Origin of the sequence: Arthrobacter sp. RT-1 (assembly GCF_003367205.1) — a bacterium.
Taxonomy (GTDB): domain Bacteria; phylum Actinomycetota; class Actinomycetes; order Actinomycetales; family Micrococcaceae; genus Arthrobacter.
Genome location: NZ_QRGQ01000002.1, coordinates 514931 through 533492 on the forward strand (window position 1 = coordinate 514931; position 18562 = coordinate 533492).

20 protein-coding genes and 1 pseudogene are annotated in these 18562 nt (G+C 66.9%); 12 read left to right on the plus strand and 9 right to left on the minus strand.

Going from position 1 to position 18562, the window contains the following annotated elements:
- Window positions 1-28: 28 nt before the first annotated feature.
- The 3 genes from DXK94_RS03805 (at window position 29) to DXK94_RS03815 (ending at window position 3582) form a co-directional block, all read left to right on the plus strand.
- Window positions 29-1063, plus strand: a complete 1035-nt coding sequence (locus DXK94_RS03805) for an LLM class flavin-dependent oxidoreductase (protein WP_115523892.1) — start codon at window positions 29-31, stop codon at window positions 1061-1063.
- A gap of 223 nt (window positions 1064-1286) precedes the next feature.
- A complete protein-coding gene (locus DXK94_RS03810) occupies window positions 1287-2384 on the plus strand; it encodes a ferredoxin reductase (RefSeq protein ID WP_079598828.1) in 1098 nt (365 codons plus the stop codon).
- 13 nt (window positions 2385-2397) lie between these two features.
- Complete coding sequence (locus DXK94_RS03815; protein WP_079598829.1) at window positions 2398-3582, plus strand: acyl-CoA desaturase; 1185 nt, start codon at window positions 2398-2400, stop codon at window positions 3580-3582.
- A gap of 6 nt (window positions 3583-3588) precedes the next feature.
- Here DXK94_RS03815 and DXK94_RS03820 read toward each other — a convergent pair whose 3' ends face one another.
- Together DXK94_RS03820 and DXK94_RS03825 are read right to left on the minus strand one after the other, a co-directional pair.
- A complete protein-coding gene (locus DXK94_RS03820) occupies window positions 3589-4668 on the minus strand; it encodes a cation diffusion facilitator family transporter (protein ID WP_115523893.1) in 1080 nt (359 codons plus the stop codon).
- Window positions 4665-4793 (minus strand): annotated as a pseudogene (locus tag DXK94_RS03825) (transcriptional regulator); the annotation flags it as partial. The pseudogene DXK94_RS03825 and the gene DXK94_RS03820, both read right to left, overlap by 4 nt.
- 108 nt (window positions 4794-4901) lie before the next feature.
- On the opposite strand from DXK94_RS03825, the gene DXK94_RS03830 reads away from it, so the two are divergent.
- Together DXK94_RS03830 and DXK94_RS03835 are read left to right on the plus strand one after the other, a co-directional pair.
- A complete protein-coding gene (locus DXK94_RS03830; RefSeq protein WP_079598831.1) occupies window positions 4902-5099 on the plus strand; it encodes a hypothetical protein in 198 nt (65 codons plus the stop codon).
- Window positions 5100-5208: 109 nt separating this feature from the next.
- Entirely contained in the window at window positions 5209-6045 is an 837-nt protein-coding gene (locus tag DXK94_RS03835) for an alpha/beta fold hydrolase (RefSeq protein WP_115523894.1), read from the plus strand.
- Between the two features lie 59 nt (window positions 6046-6104).
- Here DXK94_RS03835 and DXK94_RS03840 read toward each other — a convergent pair whose 3' ends face one another.
- The 3 genes from DXK94_RS03840 to DXK94_RS03850 are packed head-to-tail and all read right to left on the minus strand — an operon-like array spanning window position 6105 to window position 9195.
- On the minus strand, window positions 6105-7679 hold the full coding sequence (locus tag DXK94_RS03840) for a carbohydrate-binding domain-containing protein (RefSeq protein ID WP_115523895.1): 1575 nt from the start codon (window positions 7677-7679) through the stop codon (window positions 6105-6107).
- Between the two features lie 53 nt (window positions 7680-7732).
- Entirely contained in the window at window positions 7733-8518 is a 786-nt protein-coding gene (locus DXK94_RS03845; RefSeq protein WP_115523896.1) for a polyphosphate polymerase domain-containing protein, read from the minus strand.
- The gene (locus tag DXK94_RS03850) at window positions 8515-9195 is read right to left on the minus strand and encodes a DUF4956 domain-containing protein (protein WP_115523897.1); all 681 of its coding nucleotides are present in this window, start codon (window positions 9193-9195) and stop codon (window positions 8515-8517) included. The genes DXK94_RS03845 and DXK94_RS03850 overlap by 4 nt, the downstream gene beginning before the upstream one ends.
- A gap of 147 nt (window positions 9196-9342) precedes the next feature.
- On the opposite strand from DXK94_RS03850, the gene DXK94_RS03855 reads away from it, so the two are divergent.
- Window positions 9343-10095, plus strand: a complete 753-nt coding sequence (locus DXK94_RS03855) for a lytic transglycosylase domain-containing protein (protein WP_220272954.1) — start codon at window positions 9343-9345, stop codon at window positions 10093-10095.
- Window positions 10096-10219: 124 nt separating this feature from the next.
- On the opposite strand, the gene DXK94_RS03860 is transcribed toward DXK94_RS03855, so the two are convergent.
- Together DXK94_RS03860 and DXK94_RS03865 are read right to left on the minus strand one after the other, a co-directional pair.
- Entirely contained in the window at window positions 10220-10627 is a 408-nt protein-coding gene (locus tag DXK94_RS03860) for a response regulator transcription factor (RefSeq protein ID WP_115523899.1), read from the minus strand.
- Window positions 10628-10718: 91 nt separating this feature from the next.
- The gene (locus DXK94_RS03865) at window positions 10719-11462 is read right to left on the minus strand and encodes a GAF and ANTAR domain-containing protein (RefSeq protein ID WP_079598838.1); all 744 of its coding nucleotides are present in this window, start codon (window positions 11460-11462) and stop codon (window positions 10719-10721) included.
- A gap of 293 nt (window positions 11463-11755) precedes the next feature.
- Between DXK94_RS03865 and DXK94_RS03870 the strand changes: the two genes are divergently transcribed.
- The 3 genes from DXK94_RS03870 (at window position 11756) to DXK94_RS03880 (ending at window position 15223) form a co-directional block, all read left to right on the plus strand.
- Entirely contained in the window at window positions 11756-12346 is a 591-nt protein-coding gene (locus DXK94_RS03870) for an adenylate kinase (protein ID WP_115523900.1), read from the plus strand.
- A gap of 33 nt (window positions 12347-12379) precedes the next feature.
- Window positions 12380-13228 carry an NAD(P)-dependent oxidoreductase gene (locus DXK94_RS03875; protein ID WP_115523901.1) on the plus strand — a complete coding sequence of 283 codons (849 nt, stop codon included), beginning with the start codon at window positions 12380-12382 and terminating at the stop codon, window positions 13226-13228.
- Window positions 13229-13387: 159 nt separating this feature from the next.
- Window positions 13388-15223 carry a S8 family serine peptidase gene (locus DXK94_RS03880; RefSeq protein ID WP_115523902.1) on the plus strand — a complete coding sequence of 612 codons (1836 nt, stop codon included), beginning with the start codon at window positions 13388-13390 and terminating at the stop codon, window positions 15221-15223.
- Here the strand turns inward: DXK94_RS03880 and DXK94_RS03885 are convergent.
- Window positions 15220-16332 (minus strand): DNA alkylation repair protein, encoded by a 1113-nt coding sequence (locus DXK94_RS03885; RefSeq protein ID WP_115523903.1) that lies wholly within the window; start codon window positions 16330-16332, stop codon window positions 15220-15222. The two genes, DXK94_RS03880 and DXK94_RS03885, sit on opposite strands and share 4 nt — an antisense overlap.
- A gap of 72 nt (window positions 16333-16404) precedes the next feature.
- Here DXK94_RS03885 and DXK94_RS03890 point away from each other — a divergent pair, with 72 nt between their 5' ends.
- On the plus strand, window positions 16405-17226 hold the full coding sequence (locus tag DXK94_RS03890; protein WP_115523904.1) for a phosphatase PAP2 family protein: 822 nt from the start codon (window positions 16405-16407) through the stop codon (window positions 17224-17226).
- Window positions 17227-17243: 17 nt separating this feature from the next.
- Here the strand turns inward: DXK94_RS03890 and DXK94_RS03895 are convergent, their stop codons facing one another.
- On the minus strand, window positions 17244-17564 hold the full coding sequence (locus tag DXK94_RS03895) for a MerR family transcriptional regulator (RefSeq protein WP_079598844.1): 321 nt from the start codon (window positions 17562-17564) through the stop codon (window positions 17244-17246).
- A gap of 140 nt (window positions 17565-17704) precedes the next feature.
- Here DXK94_RS03895 and DXK94_RS03900 point away from each other — a divergent pair, with 140 nt between their 5' ends.
- A complete protein-coding gene (locus DXK94_RS03900) occupies window positions 17705-18130 on the plus strand; it encodes an Hsp20/alpha crystallin family protein (RefSeq protein WP_079598877.1) in 426 nt (141 codons plus the stop codon).
- 81 nt (window positions 18131-18211) lie between these two features.
- Window positions 18212-18535 (plus strand): J domain-containing protein, encoded by a 324-nt coding sequence (locus DXK94_RS03905; RefSeq protein ID WP_115523965.1) that lies wholly within the window; start codon window positions 18212-18214, stop codon window positions 18533-18535.
- Window positions 18536-18562 lie beyond the last annotated feature (27 nt).

An 18562-nucleotide genomic window follows, 5' to 3' on the forward strand; every position in this document is an offset into this window, starting at 1 on the left:
CGGCAGGGCGACACGGGTTGGGGCAGGTATGGAACGCATAGGATTCCTCTCATTTGGCCATTGGGGCCCCGGCCAGGGCTCCCGCACCAGGACTGCCGGCGAGGCACTGCTCCAGGGCATCGAGCTGGCGGTAGCCGCCGAGGAGCTCGGCGTGGACGGAGCATTTTTCCGCGTCCACCACTTCGCCCGCCAGCAGGCCTCCCCGTTCCCGCTGCTTTCCGCTATTGCAGCACGCACCCGCAGGATCGAAATCGGCACCGGCGTTATCGACATGCGGTACGAAAACCCGTTGTACATGGCGGAGGAAGCGGCGGCAACGGACCTGATCAGCGGAGGCCGGCTGCAGCTGGGCATCAGCCGCGGTTCACCCGAGCCTGCGCGCAACGGAGCCGCGGCTTTCGGCCACGTGCCGGACGCCGGGGAAACAGATGCCGACATGGCCCGCCGGCACACGGAGCTCTTCCGTAAGGCGATCAGCGGGGCAGGGGTGGCTGAAGCTGATCCCCGCTATGCCGGCGGTGCCGTTGGGCTTCTGCCCGTCCAGCCCCAGTCACCCGGCCTTGCCGAACGCATCTGGTGGGGAGCCGGGAGCCGCAAAACTGCGGTCTGGGCCGCGGAACTGGGCATGAACCTGATGAGTTCCACGCTGCTGACCGAGGACACGGGTGTGCCGTTCCACGAATTGCAGGCGGAGCAGATCCAGCTGTTCCGGGACGCCTGGTCCGCTGCAGGCCACAGCCACGTACCCCGGGTTTCGGTCAGCCGCAGCGTGCTTCCCATCGTGGACGCCGAGGACAGCCGGTATTTCGCGGGCAGCGCCCTGCGCGACAGCCGGGACCAGGTGGGCATCATCGACGGGCTCACCGCCAGGTTCGGCAAGACCTATGTGGGCGAGCCGGACCAGCTGGCGGAACAGCTCGCCGCGGACACCGCCGTCCAGGCCGCGGACACCCTGCTGCTGACCGTTCCCAACCAGCTCGGGGTGGAATTCAACGCCAAGCTCCTGGGCAACGTGGCCCGCCACATCGCCCCGGCGCTGGGCTGGAGTCCGTCCCGCTCCTGACCAGCCGTAACATTCCGGATGCGGAGCCAAAATTGCCTGCACCGTGCGCTTCGGAGATACACTAAGCACGCTTACTGATTTGTGGAGGAACCATCTGCGTACCGCAGCCGTTACTCTTAGAGTGCGGCTTTGGGGGCTTAGCGCCACCATTACAGCGTGACTGCGGAACGGTCATATGACGGAGAGAGAGAATTATGGCTCGCGCCGCTCTAGGCTTAATCGCATGATCCGGTTACGACAGCTGGCCCAGGCGGCCTCTGTGCTCACTACGCCTTTGGCGCCGGAGGATATCCTCGCGCTTTTCAACCCCGTCTACTCGGCACGGCAGCTCCGGGGTGTGGTGACGCGCGTGGTTCAGGAAACCGCGCAGTCGGCCACCATCTTCTTCCGCCCCGGCCGCGGCTGGCACTCCCACCTGGCAGGGCAGTGGGCGCGCATCGGCGTCGAACTCGACGGCGTCCGCCACTGGCGGTCCTACTCCCTCAGCGCCCCCGCGGGCAAGGACCCGGCCATCACCGTGACCGACGTCGGAGCCGTCTCCGGGACCCTGGTGCGCACCACCAAACCCGGCGACGTCCTCTTCCTCGCACCCCCGCAGGGCGACTTCGTGCTTCCCGAGCACCCGCGGCCCCTGCTGATGGTGACCGCGGGCAGCGGCATCACTCCGGTGATGTCCATGATCCGCACCCTTGTTCCCCGGCGTCCGGATGCCGACGTCGTGCTGGTCCACTCAGCCCGCACTCCGGGTGACAGCCTCTTCCGCGAGGAACTCGCCGAACTTGCCGACCAGTTCCCCAACTTCCGGCTTGCCCACTGGTTTACCGGCGAGCAGGGCCGCATGGACCTCACCAACACCTCCCAGCTGGACGAGATCTGCCCGGACTGGAAGGAACGCGCGGCCTACGCCTGTGGCCCCGACAGCTTCCTGGACGACGCCGAAGCGCTGTGGAAGCGCGCCGCGCTCACAACGGCAGCGCCCGGAACGGACGTCGCGGTGGCCGGCAGTGCCGGAAACCTCATGATCGAGCGCTTCAACACCACCTTCGACGCCGGCGTGGGGCACGACGGCGGGCTGGTCACCTTCGAAGCGTCCGACCGTGAGGTGGAAGCTGACGGCGACACCCCCATCCTGGACGTCGGCGAGGACGCCGGGGTGCTGATGCCCAGCGGCTGCCGGATGGGAATCTGCCACAGCTGCCTCACCCCGCTCCTGTCCGGACAGGTCCGCGACCTCCGTACCGGGGAAATCCATGGCGAACCCGGCCAACTGATCCAAACGTGTGTCTCGGCAGCCGCCGGACCCGTCAACCTCGAAATCTGAGGAGCATCAAGGTATGTCTGTAATAACACCCAGCAAGGTCACTCCTGCCGGCGGCAGTTCACCCAAGAGCTCAAGGACGCGCCCCGGAAAGCTTGCCGAATCCGGCAGCCCCACCGTCCGCCCGCCAGCCGCGGCCCACCTCAGCGACGAACAGGTGGCGGAGCTCGGCCGTGAACTCGACGCGATCCGCGACGAAATCCTGGCAAAGCGCGGCGCGGAAGATGCCGCGTACATCCGCCGCATGATCAAGATCCAGCGCGGGCTGGAGATTTCCGGCCGCGCCGCACTGCTGGTCAGCAAGAACAAGGCTGCTTGGGTCACCGGAACCACCCTGCTCAGCCTTGCCAAGATCCTGGAAAACATGGAGCTGGGCCACAACATCCTGCACGGCCAGTGGGACTGGATGCGGGACCCGGACATCCACTCCACGACGTGGGAATGGGACTTCGTTACCCCCTCGCGCTCCTGGCAGCACACCCACAATGACCTGCACCACCGCTGGACCAACGTTGTGGGCAAGGACAACGACGTCGGATACAACCTCCTGCGCATGGACGAGGAGCAGCCGTGGAAGCCCATCAACCTGGCCAACCCGCTGTTCAACGCCATCCTGGCGCCGGTCTTCGAGTGGGGCATTGCCATCTATGACCTCGAGCTGACCGAGTACAAGGAAGGCACCAAGTCCAAGGAGGCCCTGCTCAAGGACCTCAAGGCCCTGGGCAAGAAGGTTGTCACGCAGTTCACCAAGGACTACGCGGCAACCCCGGCCGTTGCCATGCTCACCGGTTCCGGCAAGCAGGCCCTGTACGGCACGCTCGCTGCCAACGCCGTCCGCAACGTCTGGGCCCACGCCGTGATCTTCTGCGGCCACTTCCCGGAGGGCACTGACACCTTCACAGAGGACATGGTCGAAGGGGAGACCCGCGGTGACTGGTACGTCCGCCAGATGATCGGCTCGGCCAACATCTCCGGCTCCAAGTTCATGCACACCATGACTGGAAACCTGTCGCACCAGATCGAGCACCACCTGTTCCCGGACCTGCCCTCCAACCGGTACGCCGAGGTGGCACCCCGGGTTCGGGAGATCTGCCAGCGCTACGGCCTGAAGTACACCACCGGGCCGCTGCTGAAGCAGGTGGGCTCGTCCTGGGCCAAGGTCTTCAAGCTGGCCCTTCCGGGCAAGGCCGCCAAGGCCTGATTCCCGCTACCGCCGCAAGCTGGGCGACAGGACCATGTCGTCCAGCTTCGGCAGGGCATGCCTCAGCCGGTGGTCCGCCTGGTGCAGGATGTCCTCGGCGGCCGACAGGCTGCCGTCCCCAACCACAACTATGGCCGTGCCCTGCAGCCGGTGGCCGTTCCAGCGCAGCTGCAGCCGCTTGACGGCCAGTACACCCGGGGTTCCTTCCAGGGCCTCGAGGGCGCGTGACACCAGGTTCGGCTCAATGCCGTCCATCAGCCGGCGGCCAATGCTGCGGACCGTGCCCCACAAGAGCACCACGATGGCTGCCGAAATCAGCAGCCCAACAATCGGGTCCGCCAGCGGGAATCCGAGCATAACGCCCGCCGCGCCGAGCACGACGGCCAGCGATGTGAAACCGTCGGTGCGCGCGTGGACGCCGTCGGCCACCAGGGCCGCCGATCCGATCTTGCGGCCCACCCGGATCCGGTAGATGGCAACCGCCTCGTTTCCGGCGAAGCCGATGATTCCGGCCGCCATCACCCACCCAAGGTTTTGAAGAGGCTGGGGGTGGATGAGCCGGTTCACTGACTGCCAGCCCGCCACGATTGCCGAGAGGGCCACCACCGCCACGATGAACAGGCCGGCCAGGTCCTCGGCCCTGCCGAACCCGAACGTGTACCGGCGGGTGGCTGCCTTCCTGCCCAGGATGAACGCAATCCACAGCGGCACCGCCGTGAGGGCGTCCGAAAAGTTGTGGATGGTGTCCGCCAGCAGGGCCACGGAGCCGCTGAACAGGACCACGGCGAACTGCAGCACCGTGGTGGCCAACAGGACGAAGAGGCTGATCTTCAGGGCGCGGATGCCCTCGGTGCTGGCTTCCATCGCGTCGTCGATGGAGTCCGCTGAATCGTGCGTGTGCGGGACAAACAGCTCCAGCAGCCAGCCCTTGAAGCCGCGGTGATGATGATGTCCGTGGTCGTGCCCGTGGTCGTCGTCATGCCCATTGTCGTGTCTCAAGTGCGCGTGGGTGTGCTGGTGATGCCCGTCGTCGTGGGTGTGTTCGTGGGACGCCTTCTGGCCGGCCTCCCGCGGCTGCCCGCTCACTGCTTGGCCCCGTCAAGCCGGTGATGGGCCGGCTGGCCGCCGAGTGCGTGCTCGGCCTGGAAGATGGCGTCGGCCACCAGCTGCCGGGCGTGTTCATTCTCCAGCCGGTAGAGGACCCGGGTCCCGGCATTCATGCGCAGATAGTGTCACAAGCAGGGGTCGTGCCGCACTATGGTGACGGCGGCCGCCGTCGCATAATTGAACCCACAGCCGCCGCGGCCTTTGGAGGAATCATGCGGATCCTTGGAGCACTTGTTGTCATATGGCTGATCATCGGCGGTGTGGCTGCCTGGCAGCGCGGCTACTTTGGCGGAGCGCCGGGTTCCTGCGCGCAGGCAGGCACGGTGGTCCTCACCATCGCTGCCGGACCCTTGAACTACATGGGAGCAAACCCGCAGATATCCTGCGAGCTCCCGCAGCCGTCCCAATAGCAGCGGTGGCCCTGGCGGCACCTTTCACGGCGACAGCCCTAGAGTAGGGAGTGCGCGGGCCGGGCACGAACGTCCGCCCGCTCCGATCAGTCTCGAAAGGAATTGCCGCGTGGCTTTCATTACCGTTGGAACTGAAAACAGCACTGACATCGAGCTTTACTACGAGGACCATGGCTCAGGCCAGCCGGTGGTCCTGATCCACGGCTACCCGCTGGACGGGTCCTCCTGGGAAAAGCAGACCGCGGCCCTCCTGGACGCCGGCTACCGGGTCATCACGTACGACCGCCGGGGCTTCGGCAAGTCCAGCAAGACCACCGAAGGCTACGACTACGACACCTTCGCTGCCGACCTTAACGAGCTGCTGACCACCCTGAACCTGAATGAGGTGGTGCTGGTGGGCTTCTCCATGGGTACGGGCGAGGTTGCCCGCTACCTGTCCAACTACGGTTCGACCCGCGTGGCCCGGGCCGCCTTCCTCGGTTCCCTGGAGCCCTTCCTGCTCAAGACCGACGACAACCCTGACGGCGTCCCGCAGGAGGTCTTCGACGGGCTGACGGAAGCAGTCACAGCAGACCGGTACGCCTTCTTCACCGAATTCTTCAAGAACTTCTACAACTCGGACACCTTCCTGGGCACTCCCCGCCTGAGCCAGGAGCTGGTCAACGCAAGCTGGAACCTGGCAGCCGGCTCCGGGGCAACCGCGTCCGTGGCCGCCCAGCCCACCTGGTTGACGGACTTCCGCCAGGACATCCCCAAGATCGACGTTCCCGCACTGATCCTCCACGGGACCGCGGACAACATCCTTCCGATCGATTCCACCGGACGCCTGTTCGCCAAGGCCCTGCCCACCGCAGAGTATGTGGAGATCGAGGGTGCCCCGCACGGCCTGCTGTGGACCCACGCGGCTGAGGTCAACGAAGCACTGCTGCGCTTCCTCGCAAAGTAAGGGTTAGCGAAATACGACGGCGACGGCGGCTATCCGCCGCCGTCGCCGGACGCGCTTTCCTACCAGCGGGGACCGCCGCCACCGCCGCCGGGGCCCTGCTCGGCGGTGTACTCGCCGGCGGTGAGGGTGCCCTGTTCGGTGGCGCCGTCCAGCGAGCCTTCGCCGATGCCTGCGCTCACGGTTGCGGTACCGCCGGTGTAGACCGTGTACTCCTTACCTTGGGTGATGGCCGCGGAGGAGAACACCAGGGACGCTGTTGCCTTGGTGGTGACGAAGGCTGCCGCCACGGTGCCGGCGGAGTCGGCAACCTGGATCACTGCTCCCGCCGGAACAGTCGAGCCCAGCGTCACCTGCACACCCGACTGGGTTGAGGACTCACCCGGAGTAACCACCATGCCGGCGCTTCCGGCGGCGGCAACGGTTCCACCGGTGACGGCCAGTTCGCCGTTGACGTCGAGGGCACCGTTTCCGCTGTTGGTGGGGCCGTTGACCACCACGGTGCCGCCGGAGATGCTTGCGTTGCCGTTGGAGTCAAGGCCGTCGCCCTGGGAGTTGATGGTCAACAGGCCGCCGGTCACTTCCACGGTGTAGTCGCCGACCGCCATGCTGCCGCCGCCCATTCCTCCGCCGCTGGAAGCAGAGGTGGCGGACCCGCCCGAGGCGTTCACGCCGTCGTCGTTGGCCGTGACGGTGGCTGTGCCGCCCTGCATCACGATGTGCTGGGCCTCCAGGCCTTCCTCCGATTCCTCCACCGTGGTGCTGCCGGCGGCGATGGTGAGGGTGTTGTAGGCCTTGATGCCGTCGTCCCCGGCGGCCACGTTGAGGGTTCCGCCGTTGATCAGGACCCAGCCGCGGCCCTCGTCCTCCTCGTTGTCGGATTTGAAGCCGTCGCCCGCGGCGCTGACCTGGTAGGCGCCGTCCAGCAGCACCGCGTAGTCCTTGCCCACGATGCCGTCGTCCGCCGCCTCCACGGTGACGGTGCCGGCGGCCAGGACCAGGCCGTCCTTGGCGGAGATGCCGTCGTTGTAGTTGCCGTCCACGGTCAGGGCGCCGGTGCCGGCGATGGTCAGGTCCGCCATGGAGTAGAGGGCGGCGTTGGGGGCATCAGTTCCCTGGTCCGCGTAGGTGGCGGCATCACTGAGGGAGCTGGTGGTTCCGTCCGCCAGGTAGACGGTGGCTTCATTGGCGCTCTGCACCACAAACGGTGAACCGGTGGAGCTGGTGATGCCGGCGCCGTCCAGGATGATGCGCACCACATCCTCCTCGCCGGCGGCCACCACCACCTGCCCGTCGGACAGGGAGCCGCTGAGCCGGTAGGTCCCGGCGGCGCTGATGGTGACGGTGTCGCCGTCGACCGTTACGGCGTCGGATGAACCCGAGGTAACGGAGCTGGCGCCGTCCGCCAAGGTCACGGCTACTTCGGAGGCCGCATCCCAGGTGAGGTCATCGGCGTCGTAGTGGGTGTCGGCGGCGAGGGTGTCCAGGGAGACGGCCTGCGCCGTGCCGGAGGTCGCGGTGGACGATGTGCCGCTGCCGCTGATGGCGGAGACGCCGGTGCCCGCCACGGAGCACCCGGTTAGGGCAATAGTGGCGGCCAGGGCGGCGACGGAGAGGTGGGTACGGAGACTTTTCATGGTGTGTTCCTTCGGGAAGTTGGAGGGGGCTCGATCCGGATGGGGAGCTGGAGCTAGGCCGCGGGCCGCAGTGCCAGGCTGCGGCGAAGCGTCCGGTTCCAGCGGTTGGCGGGGAGGTCGGGACGGAGGGCTGCCATGCCGGTGGCGAACTTGGAAATCCGGGAAGGCCGGACGCCATGTGCCCAGAGGTGGCGGTCCAGGGGGCCGGCGGTGGAGCCGGACTTGGTTTCCAGGATGACGGCGTCCGCCAGCACCCAGGACCCGTGCGACGGGCGCTGCCAGGTCACGTCGGTATCGATGGTGGCCCGGCTGCCGGATTCCGGCAGGTAGAGGGTGGTGCGGTGGTACCGGGTTTCCAGCACGGGCTCCAACGTGCCCGTGGGCACCGAGCCCACGGCGGCAGTAAGCGTTTCGCGGACGTAGTCGAGGCCTTCGGCGGTGAGCCGGGCGCGGTCTTCAAGGTGGTAGGGGATGCGTTCCTTGACGGTTGCTTCACGGGCGCCCTCGGTCTTGACCTCCAGGAAGCTCACCGCGCTGTCCACGTAGGTCCGGGTGCGGATCTTGTAGCGGCGGCGCCGACCATGGGCTGCAAGCAGGTAGCTGTCCAGATTGGCGGTGTCGAAGTAGACGGAGTCGTAGGCGAAGCTGCGGGCGCCATCCATCTCCAGTACCCGCATGCCCGTGCTGAACGTGTCCAGCAGCTGGCGGGCAAGCCTGGTGGGAACCACGTACTTCCGGTCAACCCGGGTCTGGAGCGCGGCCTCGGCGTTGAGCTCGTCGAGCCCCACCGGTGGCAGGAGGTGCAGGTTCCCGACGGCGGCTGCTGGCGCGGCGCTCATGCCGCACCTGCGTGGGCGTGGGCGGGGGAGTGTGCCGGCGCGGCGGGGGCCGCGTGGGCAGGCCGGGAGGCAGGAGCCGCGGGCGCCGCCGTCGTGATTCCCGAAACGGTGGCCGGCGCGGCGGGGAAGGCCGCGGGGGAGTAGGCGTACCGCACGTCCACGATGGTTTTGTCGTTGACCAGGTCCAGCTCCGAGATGGTGGCGGAGTGGACCTTGCCGTGCAGCACTTCCTCGAGCCGGGCGTAGAGCTCGCCGTCTTCGGCAATGGCCCGGTCCAGGACCACCGTCTGGTGGCGGTGGGCGGGCAGGACGCGGGGGTGGTCTCCCACGAACATCACCAGCAGGATCAGGGCCATCAGTGATCCGGTCAGCCACAGGGGCTCGATGCCCAGCCCGGCGATCAGGCCGAGCGCCAGGGCCGAGAAGTAGTAAGCCACCTCGTGCTGGGCCAGTTCGGTGGACCGGAGCCGGATGATGGACAGGACGCCGAAGAGGCCAAGCCCCAGGCCCAGGCCGGCCGCCGAGCCGGACAAAGCGGTGGCGACGGCCAGGACTCCCACGTTCATGCCCAGATAGGAGACCACAAGGTCTCGCCGGCGATGACGGCGCAGGTACAGGGCGAAGGTGAGGATGCTGATGGCCGCGAGGTCCGCGACGATGAAAATAAGTGAGTTCATGGGATTCTCCGGGGTGATTTCGGTGGGCTGGTCTTTACTTTCCGGGCCCAAGCTGTGCGGGTGCTGTGACGGAGCCCAGCCGCGAATATGAGTGTTTGGCGGGTTTCGATCGATAGGATCAAACGCGTGACTGTCTCCCGTGACGCCGTGCTGCGCCTGAGGCGTCTCCTGGTCTTCACCGTGTTTTCGATCTGCGTCATCACGCCCCTGTCGTTCTGGGCACTGCAGCAGTCCGGCGCGAACGCCCGCGTGGTCCTTGATCCGCCGCCGCGGTCGGAGGCGAAACTTGAAATGCTGTCCACCGGGATCACCCCGGCCGTGAACATCACCCGGAACGCGGACGCGGAGTGGGTCGCTGAGGCTGCCGCGCAGACCGGCATTCCCGCGCGGGCGCTCCGGGCCTACGTGGCTGCGGCCGGCGCGGCCAACCAGGCCTCCCCGGGCTGCGGCATCGGCTGGAATACGGTGGCGGCCGTCGGTTTCGTCGAATCCCGCCACGGAGCTTATGGCGGTGGAAGCCTGGACTCCGCAGGACAAGCCAGCGGACCCATTGTTGGCCCAAGCCTGGACGGAAACGGGTTCGCCGCCATCGCTGATACGGATGCCGGAGCCTTGGACGGCGACGCACGCTGGGACCGTGCCGTGGGGCCCATGCAGTTCATTCCCTCCACATGGGAGCTTGCGGGGCGGGACGGAAACGGTGACGGGATAGCGGATCCCTTCAACATCGACGACGCTGCGCTCAGTGCAGCCGGCTACCTGTGCGGCCACGGCCGTGACCTCACCACCGCGAACGGATGGACCGGGGCCATCTACTCCTACAACCAGTCGGATACCTACCTGGTGCAGGTACGTGACCAGGCCACCGCCTACGCCGAGGCGACGGCCGGCATCGGGTAGATCCGCGGCGCTACCCGCCGCGTCGTCGCGCAGCCCCTACAGCGACGGGTCCCGCGCGGCGGAGGCTAGGCCTACGGGGTGGATTCTGCTGCTGAGGGGCCATACCCCATTCCCGGCAGCCAGGCTAGCAGAGGGATTTGCCGGATATGTGAGGGGCCTGTGAAACGGGTGCGGGGCATAACTGCAGTGCGAGCTCCCGGAGCTCCTTCGGGCGAAAGGGCTTGGTGAGGTAGGCGGCAGCCCCTGAGGCCATGCCGGCCAGCACATCGTCCTCCTCCGACCTCGCCGTGAGGAAGAGCTGGGGAGCCTTGCTCAGCGCGCGGATGGCGCGCGCCACCACATGCCCGTCCATGTCCGGCAGGCCAAGGTCCAGGGTGACGAGTGCGATGGCAGGGTCGGCCGCCGCGGCGATTCCCTCGGCACCGGTGGAAACAGCCCTCACGTCAAAACCGGCGCGCTGCAGGACCACGCTGATCAGTCCACGGATATCGTTGTCGTCTTCCACCACGAGGCAGACGCGTTTGTTTTCCATCAAAGCCCCCCGGCAGAAAGTTGGCCCCAGTCTACCGCCCGCAGGCTTGTTCGCGCGTGCACCGCTAGCAACTGCGCAGCTGAGGGACCGGCTAGCCGTCGTAGTGGGTGCGGGCCGGGCCCTGGCCCAGGGCGTTCACCACGGCGGCGGCCACATCGTGCAGCTTTGAATTGCGGGTGCTGGACGCGGTCTTCAGGATCTCGAAGGCGTCATGCTGGCTGCACCGGTTCTGCGCCATGATGATGCCCACTGCCATGTCGATGACAGTCCGCGATTCCAGGGTGGCACGCAGGTTGGCCGCCGTCTCACTGTAGTGGGCAAAGCGCACCGCCAGCCGCAGGGCGAGGGACGTCTGGCTGACGTAATCCTCGGCGAACTCGAGGTCGCGGGCTTCGAAGCGCTGGGGGCGGCGCGAGTACAGGACCAGGGCAGCCTTGGTCTCGCCTTCGAGCTCGAACGGCAGTGCCAGGACGGAGCGGACACCCTGGGCGAAGGCGGCGGAGGAGTATTCGGGCCAGCGGCCGTCGTCCTGCACGTCGGGAACGTTTACGGTCTTCTGCGACGTGTAGGCCGTCATGCTGGGTGTTTCGCTGAATTCGTTCTCGAGCTGGCCGATTGCTTTGGCTTCCGGACTGCTGCTGGCCACAGTGGCAGCCTTCCGCTTCCGGAGCAGGGTGATGGCGCACAGGATCTCGTCTCCGGGCTCGGAGAGGTTGCGCGCCGACACCTGTGCCAGTTCGTTAAGGAAGTCCTCAACGTCAGAGCTGTTGAGGACCAGTTCATTCAGGTGTTCGGCTATGGATGTATCGGATTTTGCTGTTGACTCGCTGGCCACGGGTTTTGGTGCCATTCGTTCAGGTCAAAACGAGCCGGCAACACCCAACCGTCCCACCCAAGAGGCGGGGAGCCGGTGAAGGTCGCTGGATCGACGAACTTTCCAACGGCCTGCTGCTAAACCGATACCCAGAAGTATATACATCCCCGGGCGCGGAAAAGAGTCATATATGGCTTCCCGGCGGGCGGGCCGCTGGCGCCGGCCCGGGCTAACCGGCAGAATGAAGCAGGCGCCGGGGCTGCCGGCGGCGCACCCGGAAACCAGCGGCCGTTGCGCCATGGAGGGACAGGAATATGACCAGACTGCTCATCATCGGTCCGCCAGGCTCGGGCAAGGGGACGCAGGCCGAGCACCTTGCCCGGCACTTCGGCGTGCCGGCCGTTTCCACCGGCGACATCTTCCGCAGCAACGTCAGCCAGCAGACAGAACTGGGCAGCCAGGCCGCGGAGTACCTCGACGGCGGCGACTTCGTCCCGGACCACCTCACCAATGCCCTGGTAAAGGACCGCCTCCTGGACAGCGACGTCCAGTCGGGTTTCCTGCTGGACGGCTACCCCCGTACCGCTCCCCAGGTCATGGAACTGGACAACATGCTCGCCTCCCAGGGAGTCGCCCTGGACGCCGTCATTGAACTGCGTGCCCCAGACGCGGAACTGGAGCAGCGGATGCGCCAACGGGCGGAGGAACAGGGGCGGTCGGATGACACGGTGGACGTGTTCCGGCGCCGGCTTGACCTCTACCACCGCGAAACCCATGAAGTTGTCTCGGTCTATGCCGGCCGGGGAATCCTCGTCTCCGTGAACGGCAGCGGCGATCCGGGCGAGATCACTGCATTGGCGATCGCCGCCGTCGAAAAGTTCCTGGCCACCCGTACCGGAGCCTGAGCCGGTGCGCCCCTCCAACAGAAGGACCTCCTGATGAGAATTGCCGTCACCGGCGGAAGCGGAAAACTGGGCCGGCACGTTGTCCGGCGTCTTATCGACGACGGCCACGAGGTCCTCAACCTGGACCGGGAAGGCACCCGGAGCCCGGGACTCCTGGTGGTGGACCTGCGCAATTACGGCCAGGTGCTCGATGCCCTGCTGGGCGTGGATGACAGGCACAGCGGTTTCGACGCCGTGGTGCACCTGGGTGCCATCCCGGCGCCGGGCATCCTTCCGGACGCCGCGACGTTCGAGAACAACATGCTGTCCACCTACAACGTCTTCCAGGCTGCCCGCCGGGCAGGCATCAAGAAGGTGGTGTACGCCTCCAGCGAGACGGTGCTGGGACTGCCGTTCGACGTCGACCCGCCCTACATTCCCGTGGACGAGGAATACCCTGCCCGGCCGGAAAGCACTTACTCCCTGGTCAAGCACCTGGAGGAGCAGATGGCAGCGGAACTCACACGCTGGGACCTGGAACTAAGCATTGTCGGCCTGCGGTTCTCGAACGTCATGGACGTGGAGGACTACACCAGGTTCCCGTCCTTCGATGCTGACCCGAGTCTTCGGAAATGGAACCTGTGGGGCTACATCGACGGCAGGGACGGCGCCCAGGCAGTGGTGCGGGCTTTGGAGAACGGCAGGCCGGGCTTTGAAGCCTTCATCATTGCCAATGCGGACACTGTGATGAGCCGGTCGAGCGCAAGCCTCGCGGCCGAGGTGTTTCCCGAGGTGAAGGTCACCCGGGAACTGGGCGAGCACGAGACCATGCTCTCCATCGACAAGGCCCGGCGCCTGCTGGGCTTCGAGCCGGAACACAGCTGGCGGAACCACCGGGAATAGTCCCGGCCGCAGGAATCCCCAAGGCTTCCCACAGGATCCTGCAAGGACCCGCCGGCGGCGCATCCCGGGCTCCTATCCTGTTGGTAGAGCGGTGGATTTCCCCGCCCCCCGCAGCTCCAACGCCACACCAAGGACCCCAAAATTCGCACTTCATCCTTTGTGCTGCCCGCCGCCGCAGCGCTGGCCTCCGCCGTAGCCCTTTCCGTTTCCGCCGTGCCTGCCGCTGCCGCGCCAAAAGCCGATGCCGGAGCAACCGGCCGCTACATCGTGCAGTACGCCGCCAATGCCGATGTGGATGCTGAGGCTGCCCACCTGCGCGGGCAGGGCCTCGCCGTCGGCCGTACGTTCAAACACGCGCTGCGCGGCGCCGTGGTCACCGCCAATCCTGCCCAGGCAGAGGCTCTTGCCCGCTCCGGCCGTGTGCTGTCAGTGGAAGCGGACGCCCCCGTCAGCATTTCCGCAACGCAGCAGCCCGCGCCCTGGGGCCTGGACCGGGTGGACCAGCGGCCCCTGCCGCTCTCCGGCTCCTACTCCTGGACAGCGGCCGGGGCCGGAGTGACGGCCTACGTCGTGGACACCGGAGTCCTCGCATCGCACGCCGATTTCGGCGGCAGGGTGACGGCCGGCTGGACCGCCGTGGCCGATGGCAGGGGCTCCGGCGACTGCAACGGCCACGGCACCCACGTTGCCGGGACGGTGGCGGGTGCCACCTACGGGGTAGCCAAGGCAGCCACCGTGGTCCCGGTCCGGGTCCTCGACTGCAACGGCTCCGGCTACAACTCCGATGTGGTGGCAGGACTTGACTGGGTTGCCGCCAACCACCCCGCCGGCGTGCCGGCCGTGGCCAACCTCAGCCTGGGCGGCGGCGCGAGCACCGCGGTGGACGCAGCCATCCAGGCAGTGATGAACGACGGCGTCACGGCAGTGGTTGCCGCCGGCAACTCCGCGGTGGATGCCTGCGGCGGTTCCCCCGCCCGGGTTACCGGCGCTGTCACCGTCGCCGCCAGCGACTCCGCCGACCGCCAGGCCTCCTTCTCCAACTTCGGCACGTGCGTGGACCTCTACGCCCCGGGCGTAGCCATCACCTCCGCGCTCCACACCACCTCCACCGCAACGGCCTCCATGTCCGGGACCTCGATGGCCGCGCCCCACGCAGCCGGGGCCGCCGCCGTGCTGCTGTCGCAGAATCCGGCCCTCACGCCAGCCCAGGTTGCGGGAACCCTGGTGTCCGGTGCAACGTCCGGGGCCGTCACCGGCGCCACCGGCGGAACGCCCAACCGACTGCTCTACGCCGGCGCCGTGAATGCTGCTCCCGCGCCTGCCCCTGCTCCCGCGCCGACCCCCGCTCCCGCGCCTGCCCCCACCGTCAGTGCCGTGAGTCCCGGGGCCAATGCCACGTCCGTGCCGTCCGGCGCCAACGTGACCGCCACCTTCAGCGAGGCAGTACAAGGACTGACGTCAGGAACGTTCGTGCTCAAGAACGCTGCCGGCACCACCGTCCCCGCCAGCGTCACCTACAACGCCACCACCCGGACGGCCACCCTGGACCCCTCCGCCAACCTGGCCGCGGATGCAACCTATACCGCAACGCTGGTGGGCGGAAGCTCGGCCATCCGCGGCACTACGGGAACCCCGCTGGCCTCGGTCAGCTGGACCTTCCTGACGGGCCCGGCCCCGGTGGTCACCGGCACCACCCCCGGCAGCAACGCGCTGCTGGTGCGCCGCGGCAACAACATCAGCGTGACCTTCAACGAGGCAGTCCAGGGCGTCAACGGCACCACGTTCACCGTGAGGAACGCAGCCACCGGCGCGGTGGTGCCGGCCGCCGTCTTCCGGAACGGCACCACGAACCAGTGGATCCTCGACCCGCAGCAGTCACTGGCCGCCAAGACCAAATACACCGTGACGGTGACAGGCGGCGGAACAGCCGTCCGCGACCTTGCGGGGAACCAGCTGGCCACCCGTACCTGGCAGTTCACCACCGGCTCGTTCTAGCCCGCCTCCAGCCGGAACTCCGTGCGGCCGTGCAGGGCACCGTTGACCTGCAGTTCCAAAGCATGCAGGCCGGGATGATGCACCCGGGTGGTCATCTGCCGGAACGCGTGGCGCTTGGAGAGGCTCCTGCTCTCGCCCGGCGCCAGAGTCAGGGTTGAGATTTTGAAGACCTTGGCGGACTGGGTGCCGTTGGCCTTTTGGTAGTGGACCACATAGTCAAGCGCAAGCCGCGCATCCCGGGCACCGGTATTGGAGATTTCGAAGGCGAACGTCAGTTCCCCGGGAATCGTGAGGACGTCCCGGTCCAGGTGCGGCCCGGTAACCGCCACGGACGCCGGCGTAAAGCCCAGCACCTCCAGGGCGCCGGCATGCCCCTTCTTCACGAGCGTGCGGAGGCCGTGCCGGACCACCCAGCCGGTGTTGTTGTCTGCTGCCCCGAGCCATTTCCGGGCGGTTGCCACCACCAGGTCCGGGGCGTGCCGGGCAACATCGTTGAGGTGGTTGGCCACCGAACGCCGGACATACTCGGAGGGGTCGCGGTAGAGCGCATCGAGGATGGGGACGGTGGCCTCTGGCCGCTGGACGAGGGCAGGCACACGCACCGCCCACGGCAGGTATGGCCGGATGCCCTCGCTGGCCAGGCGCCGGACATGCTCATCCGGATGGGACGTCCAGTCCAGTACCGCTGCCAGAGCCCGGTCCGGATCCCGGGCGATCAGCCGGCGGATGGCAAACTCGCCGGTGAGCCGGGGCGTCAGCTCGGTCAGCAGCGCGAGGGCATCATCAAAGTCCTGCCTGGAACCGGACTCGAGGCACAGGGTGGCAGCTGCCTCGGAAACCGGCCACAGGGTCCAGCCGGTGAACTCCGGAACTGGCAGGGCCGCGCGGAAGCTGGCCGCCGCCGTCGGATACCCACGTCCGGGGCTGTTTCTGATGTCATCCACCAGGGCGCCGGCAACAAGATCAGTACGGGCGCGAAGGTTGAGATCGCCCAGCAGCGAAGCGGCAGCGGCGGTGCGTTCCCATGTCACGTCGGGCGCAACCGCCGTGAGGATGCCGGACAGCGTTTTCACCGCCTGCGCATCGATGAGTTCATTCATCACGCCCATGGAGTCAGGCTACCGCCCGTGCAGGCGCCAACCGGGATAATCTTCACCCTAAGCAAACTTCACGGCGCAGGGATGGTCACAGTGGGACAGCAGGAATCGTCAGGCTCTGGAAGAGCTTCCGGGACAACCGCCAAGAAGAACGGCCGGTGGCGCGCTTTCCACGACAAGTTCGTGGTGGAGGAGCGCTACCTGGAGCCGGGGGACCGGCGCGCGCTCTACCGTGCTTCGGTCATCCTGGTGGCTGCGGGGGTGGCGCTCTTCATCGCCACCCTCATCAGCGTGGTGCAGGCCGATGGGCTGTCCGCGGCCGATGGGCCTGTCCGTGACTGGCTCCTGGGCCTGCGGTCCGACACCATCACGGCGATCATGATCTTCCTTGCCGTGGTGTTTGGCCCCATTGCCCTGCCCATCATTGTGCTGGTGGTCATCCTGGTCTGGGGATTCGCCGCCAAGCACGCCTGGCGGCCCATCCTGCTGGCGTCGGCGATGCTCACCGGTGTCATCATTTCGCAGATCATCCTCCAGATTGTCCGGCGGTCACGCCCGCCGGTGGACCAGATGCTCTTCGGGATCGACCACACTTTCTCGTTCCCCTCCGGGCATGTCCTGGGGGCCTGTGACTTCCTCCTGGTGGGAGCCTTCCTGATCTTCTCGCGGCGCAGGAACCCGCGGGCCGCCGTGCTCGGCTTCGTCGGAGCGGGCGTGGGAATCGTGCTGGCGGCCCTGAGCCGGCTGTACCTGGGCTACCACTGGCTCAGCGACGCCCTCGCTTCGGTCTCGTTGTCCCTGATCATCCTGGGCGGCGTGATCGCCGTGGATACGTGGCGGACCGCCAGGGTGCCGGGGGAGAGGATCACTGGGGAACTGTCCAAGGCTGACTCGCCGGGGGATTAGGGCCCGGAACGCGTGTATCAGGCGGGCGGCCTGGATCTGGCGCGCTTCAGGGCACGGTGCAGCCTCATGTTGGCTGCCTCCAATTCCAGCACCTTGGCAACGCCCGCCAGGTTGAGTCCTTGGTCCAGGAGTTCCCCGATACGCAGCAGCACTGCGACGTCGTCATCGCTGTATTGACGCGTGCCGCCGGCCGTCCGTGACGGTGTTAACAGTCCTTTGCTCTCGTAGAGCCGGATGTTCTGCTGGCCTGTTCCTGCCAGTTTGGCTGCAACGGAGATGGCGTAGAGCGCATGTCCGCTGGCGGGCCGGCCGGCCCGTCCTGCTCCGGGGTCTGCCATAACGTCTCTCCAAAATCGTCGTTGCGCGGTCTTGCCTAAGTTTCCCACGGGTGCTATAAAAAATCTATATCCACCACCATAGATCGGTGGGCGGATATGGTACTGATCCAACATCCTAAAAGCTGAAGGAGTGGGACATGATGTTGATGCGCACGGACCCGTTCCGTGAGCTGGACCGGCTCACGCAGCAGGTTTTTGGCACTGCCGCCCGGCCGGCCGCCATGCCGATGGACGCCTGGCAGGAAGACGGCGAGTTCGTAGTGGCCTTTGACCTTCCGGGCGTCAAGACCGACTCGCTGGATCTGAATGTCGAACGTAACGTCCTCACCGTACGGGCGGAACGCTCCGACCCCACGCAGCCCAATGTTGAGCTGGTGGCTGCCGAGCGTCCCCGCGGTGTTTTCAGCCGGCAACTGATCCTGGGCGACACCCTGGACACGGACAACATCAAAGCAAGCTACGACCATGGCGTCCTGACCCTGCGGATTCCCGTGGCCGAACGCGCCAAGCCGCGCAAGATCGAGATCGAGACGCAGCAGGCCCAGAGGCAGCAGATCGGAACGTAGCGAGGCGGCATGGTGCGGGCGGTGCCCCGGCACGGCCCGCACCCGGCATTCTTCTGCGCCGGCGGAGTGGAAAGGGCTGAGATGACAGACACCCCTGATTACTACGCAATCCTGCGCGTCCGGGCGGACGCCGGCCAGCAGGAGATATCCCGGGCCTACCGCGCACTGATGCGCAGCCACCACCCGGATGTGGACGGCGGCACGGCACCCGAAGGCGAGCTGCTGCGCATTATGCAGGCGTTCAACATACTGCGGGATCCGGAGCGGCGGGCGGCCTACGACAAGCAGCGGGCGGCGTCGGCGCCGCAGGCGATTCCCGTCCGGAAGGTCCACACCCGCGGCGGGACTTCCGGGCACACCATCAGGATTACCCCCGTGCGCTGGGAAAGCGGGCCCTGGTCCTAGTTTTTTGCGCGGCGTGGCAACAATAAC

Excerpts from the sequence above, each read along its gene's own strand:
- DXK94_RS03805 (WP_115523892.1), top strand. The coding sequence starts at position 29 with ATGGAACGCATAGGATTCCTCTCATTTGGCCATTGGGGCCCCGGCCAG.
- DXK94_RS03810 (WP_079598828.1), top strand. The coding sequence starts at position 1,287 with ATGATCCGGTTACGACAGCTGGCCCAGGCGGCCTCTGTGCTCACTACG.
- DXK94_RS03815 (WP_079598829.1), top strand. The coding sequence starts at position 2,398 with ATGTCTGTAATAACACCCAGCAAGGTCACTCCTGCCGGCGGCAGTTCA.
- DXK94_RS03830 (WP_079598831.1), top strand. The coding sequence starts at position 4,902 with ATGCGGATCCTTGGAGCACTTGTTGTCATATGGCTGATCATCGGCGGT.
- DXK94_RS03840 (WP_115523895.1), bottom strand. The coding sequence starts at position 7,679 with ATGAAAAGTCTCCGTACCCACCTCTCCGTCGCCGCCCTGGCCGCCACT.
- DXK94_RS03845 (WP_115523896.1), bottom strand. The coding sequence starts at position 8,518 with ATGAGCGCCGCGCCAGCAGCCGCCGTCGGGAACCTGCACCTCCTGCCA.
- DXK94_RS03850 (WP_115523897.1), bottom strand. The coding sequence starts at position 9,195 with ATGAACTCACTTATTTTCATCGTCGCGGACCTCGCGGCCATCAGCATC.
- DXK94_RS03860 (WP_115523899.1), bottom strand. The coding sequence starts at position 10,627 with ATGGAAAACAAACGCGTCTGCCTCGTGGTGGAAGACGACAACGATATC.
- DXK94_RS03870 (WP_115523900.1), top strand. The coding sequence starts at position 11,756 with ATGACCAGACTGCTCATCATCGGTCCGCCAGGCTCGGGCAAGGGGACG.
- DXK94_RS03875 (WP_115523901.1), top strand. The coding sequence starts at position 12,380 with ATGAGAATTGCCGTCACCGGCGGAAGCGGAAAACTGGGCCGGCACGTT.
- DXK94_RS03885 (WP_115523903.1), bottom strand. The coding sequence starts at position 16,332 with ATGGGCGTGATGAATGAACTCATCGATGCGCAGGCGGTGAAAACGCTG.
- DXK94_RS03890 (WP_115523904.1), top strand. The coding sequence starts at position 16,405 with ATGGTCACAGTGGGACAGCAGGAATCGTCAGGCTCTGGAAGAGCTTCC.
- DXK94_RS03895 (WP_079598844.1), bottom strand. The coding sequence starts at position 17,564 with ATGGCAGACCCCGGAGCAGGACGGGCCGGCCGGCCCGCCAGCGGACAT.
- DXK94_RS03900 (WP_079598877.1), top strand. The coding sequence starts at position 17,705 with ATGTTGATGCGCACGGACCCGTTCCGTGAGCTGGACCGGCTCACGCAG.
- DXK94_RS03905 (WP_115523965.1), top strand. The coding sequence starts at position 18,212 with ATGACAGACACCCCTGATTACTACGCAATCCTGCGCGTCCGGGCGGAC.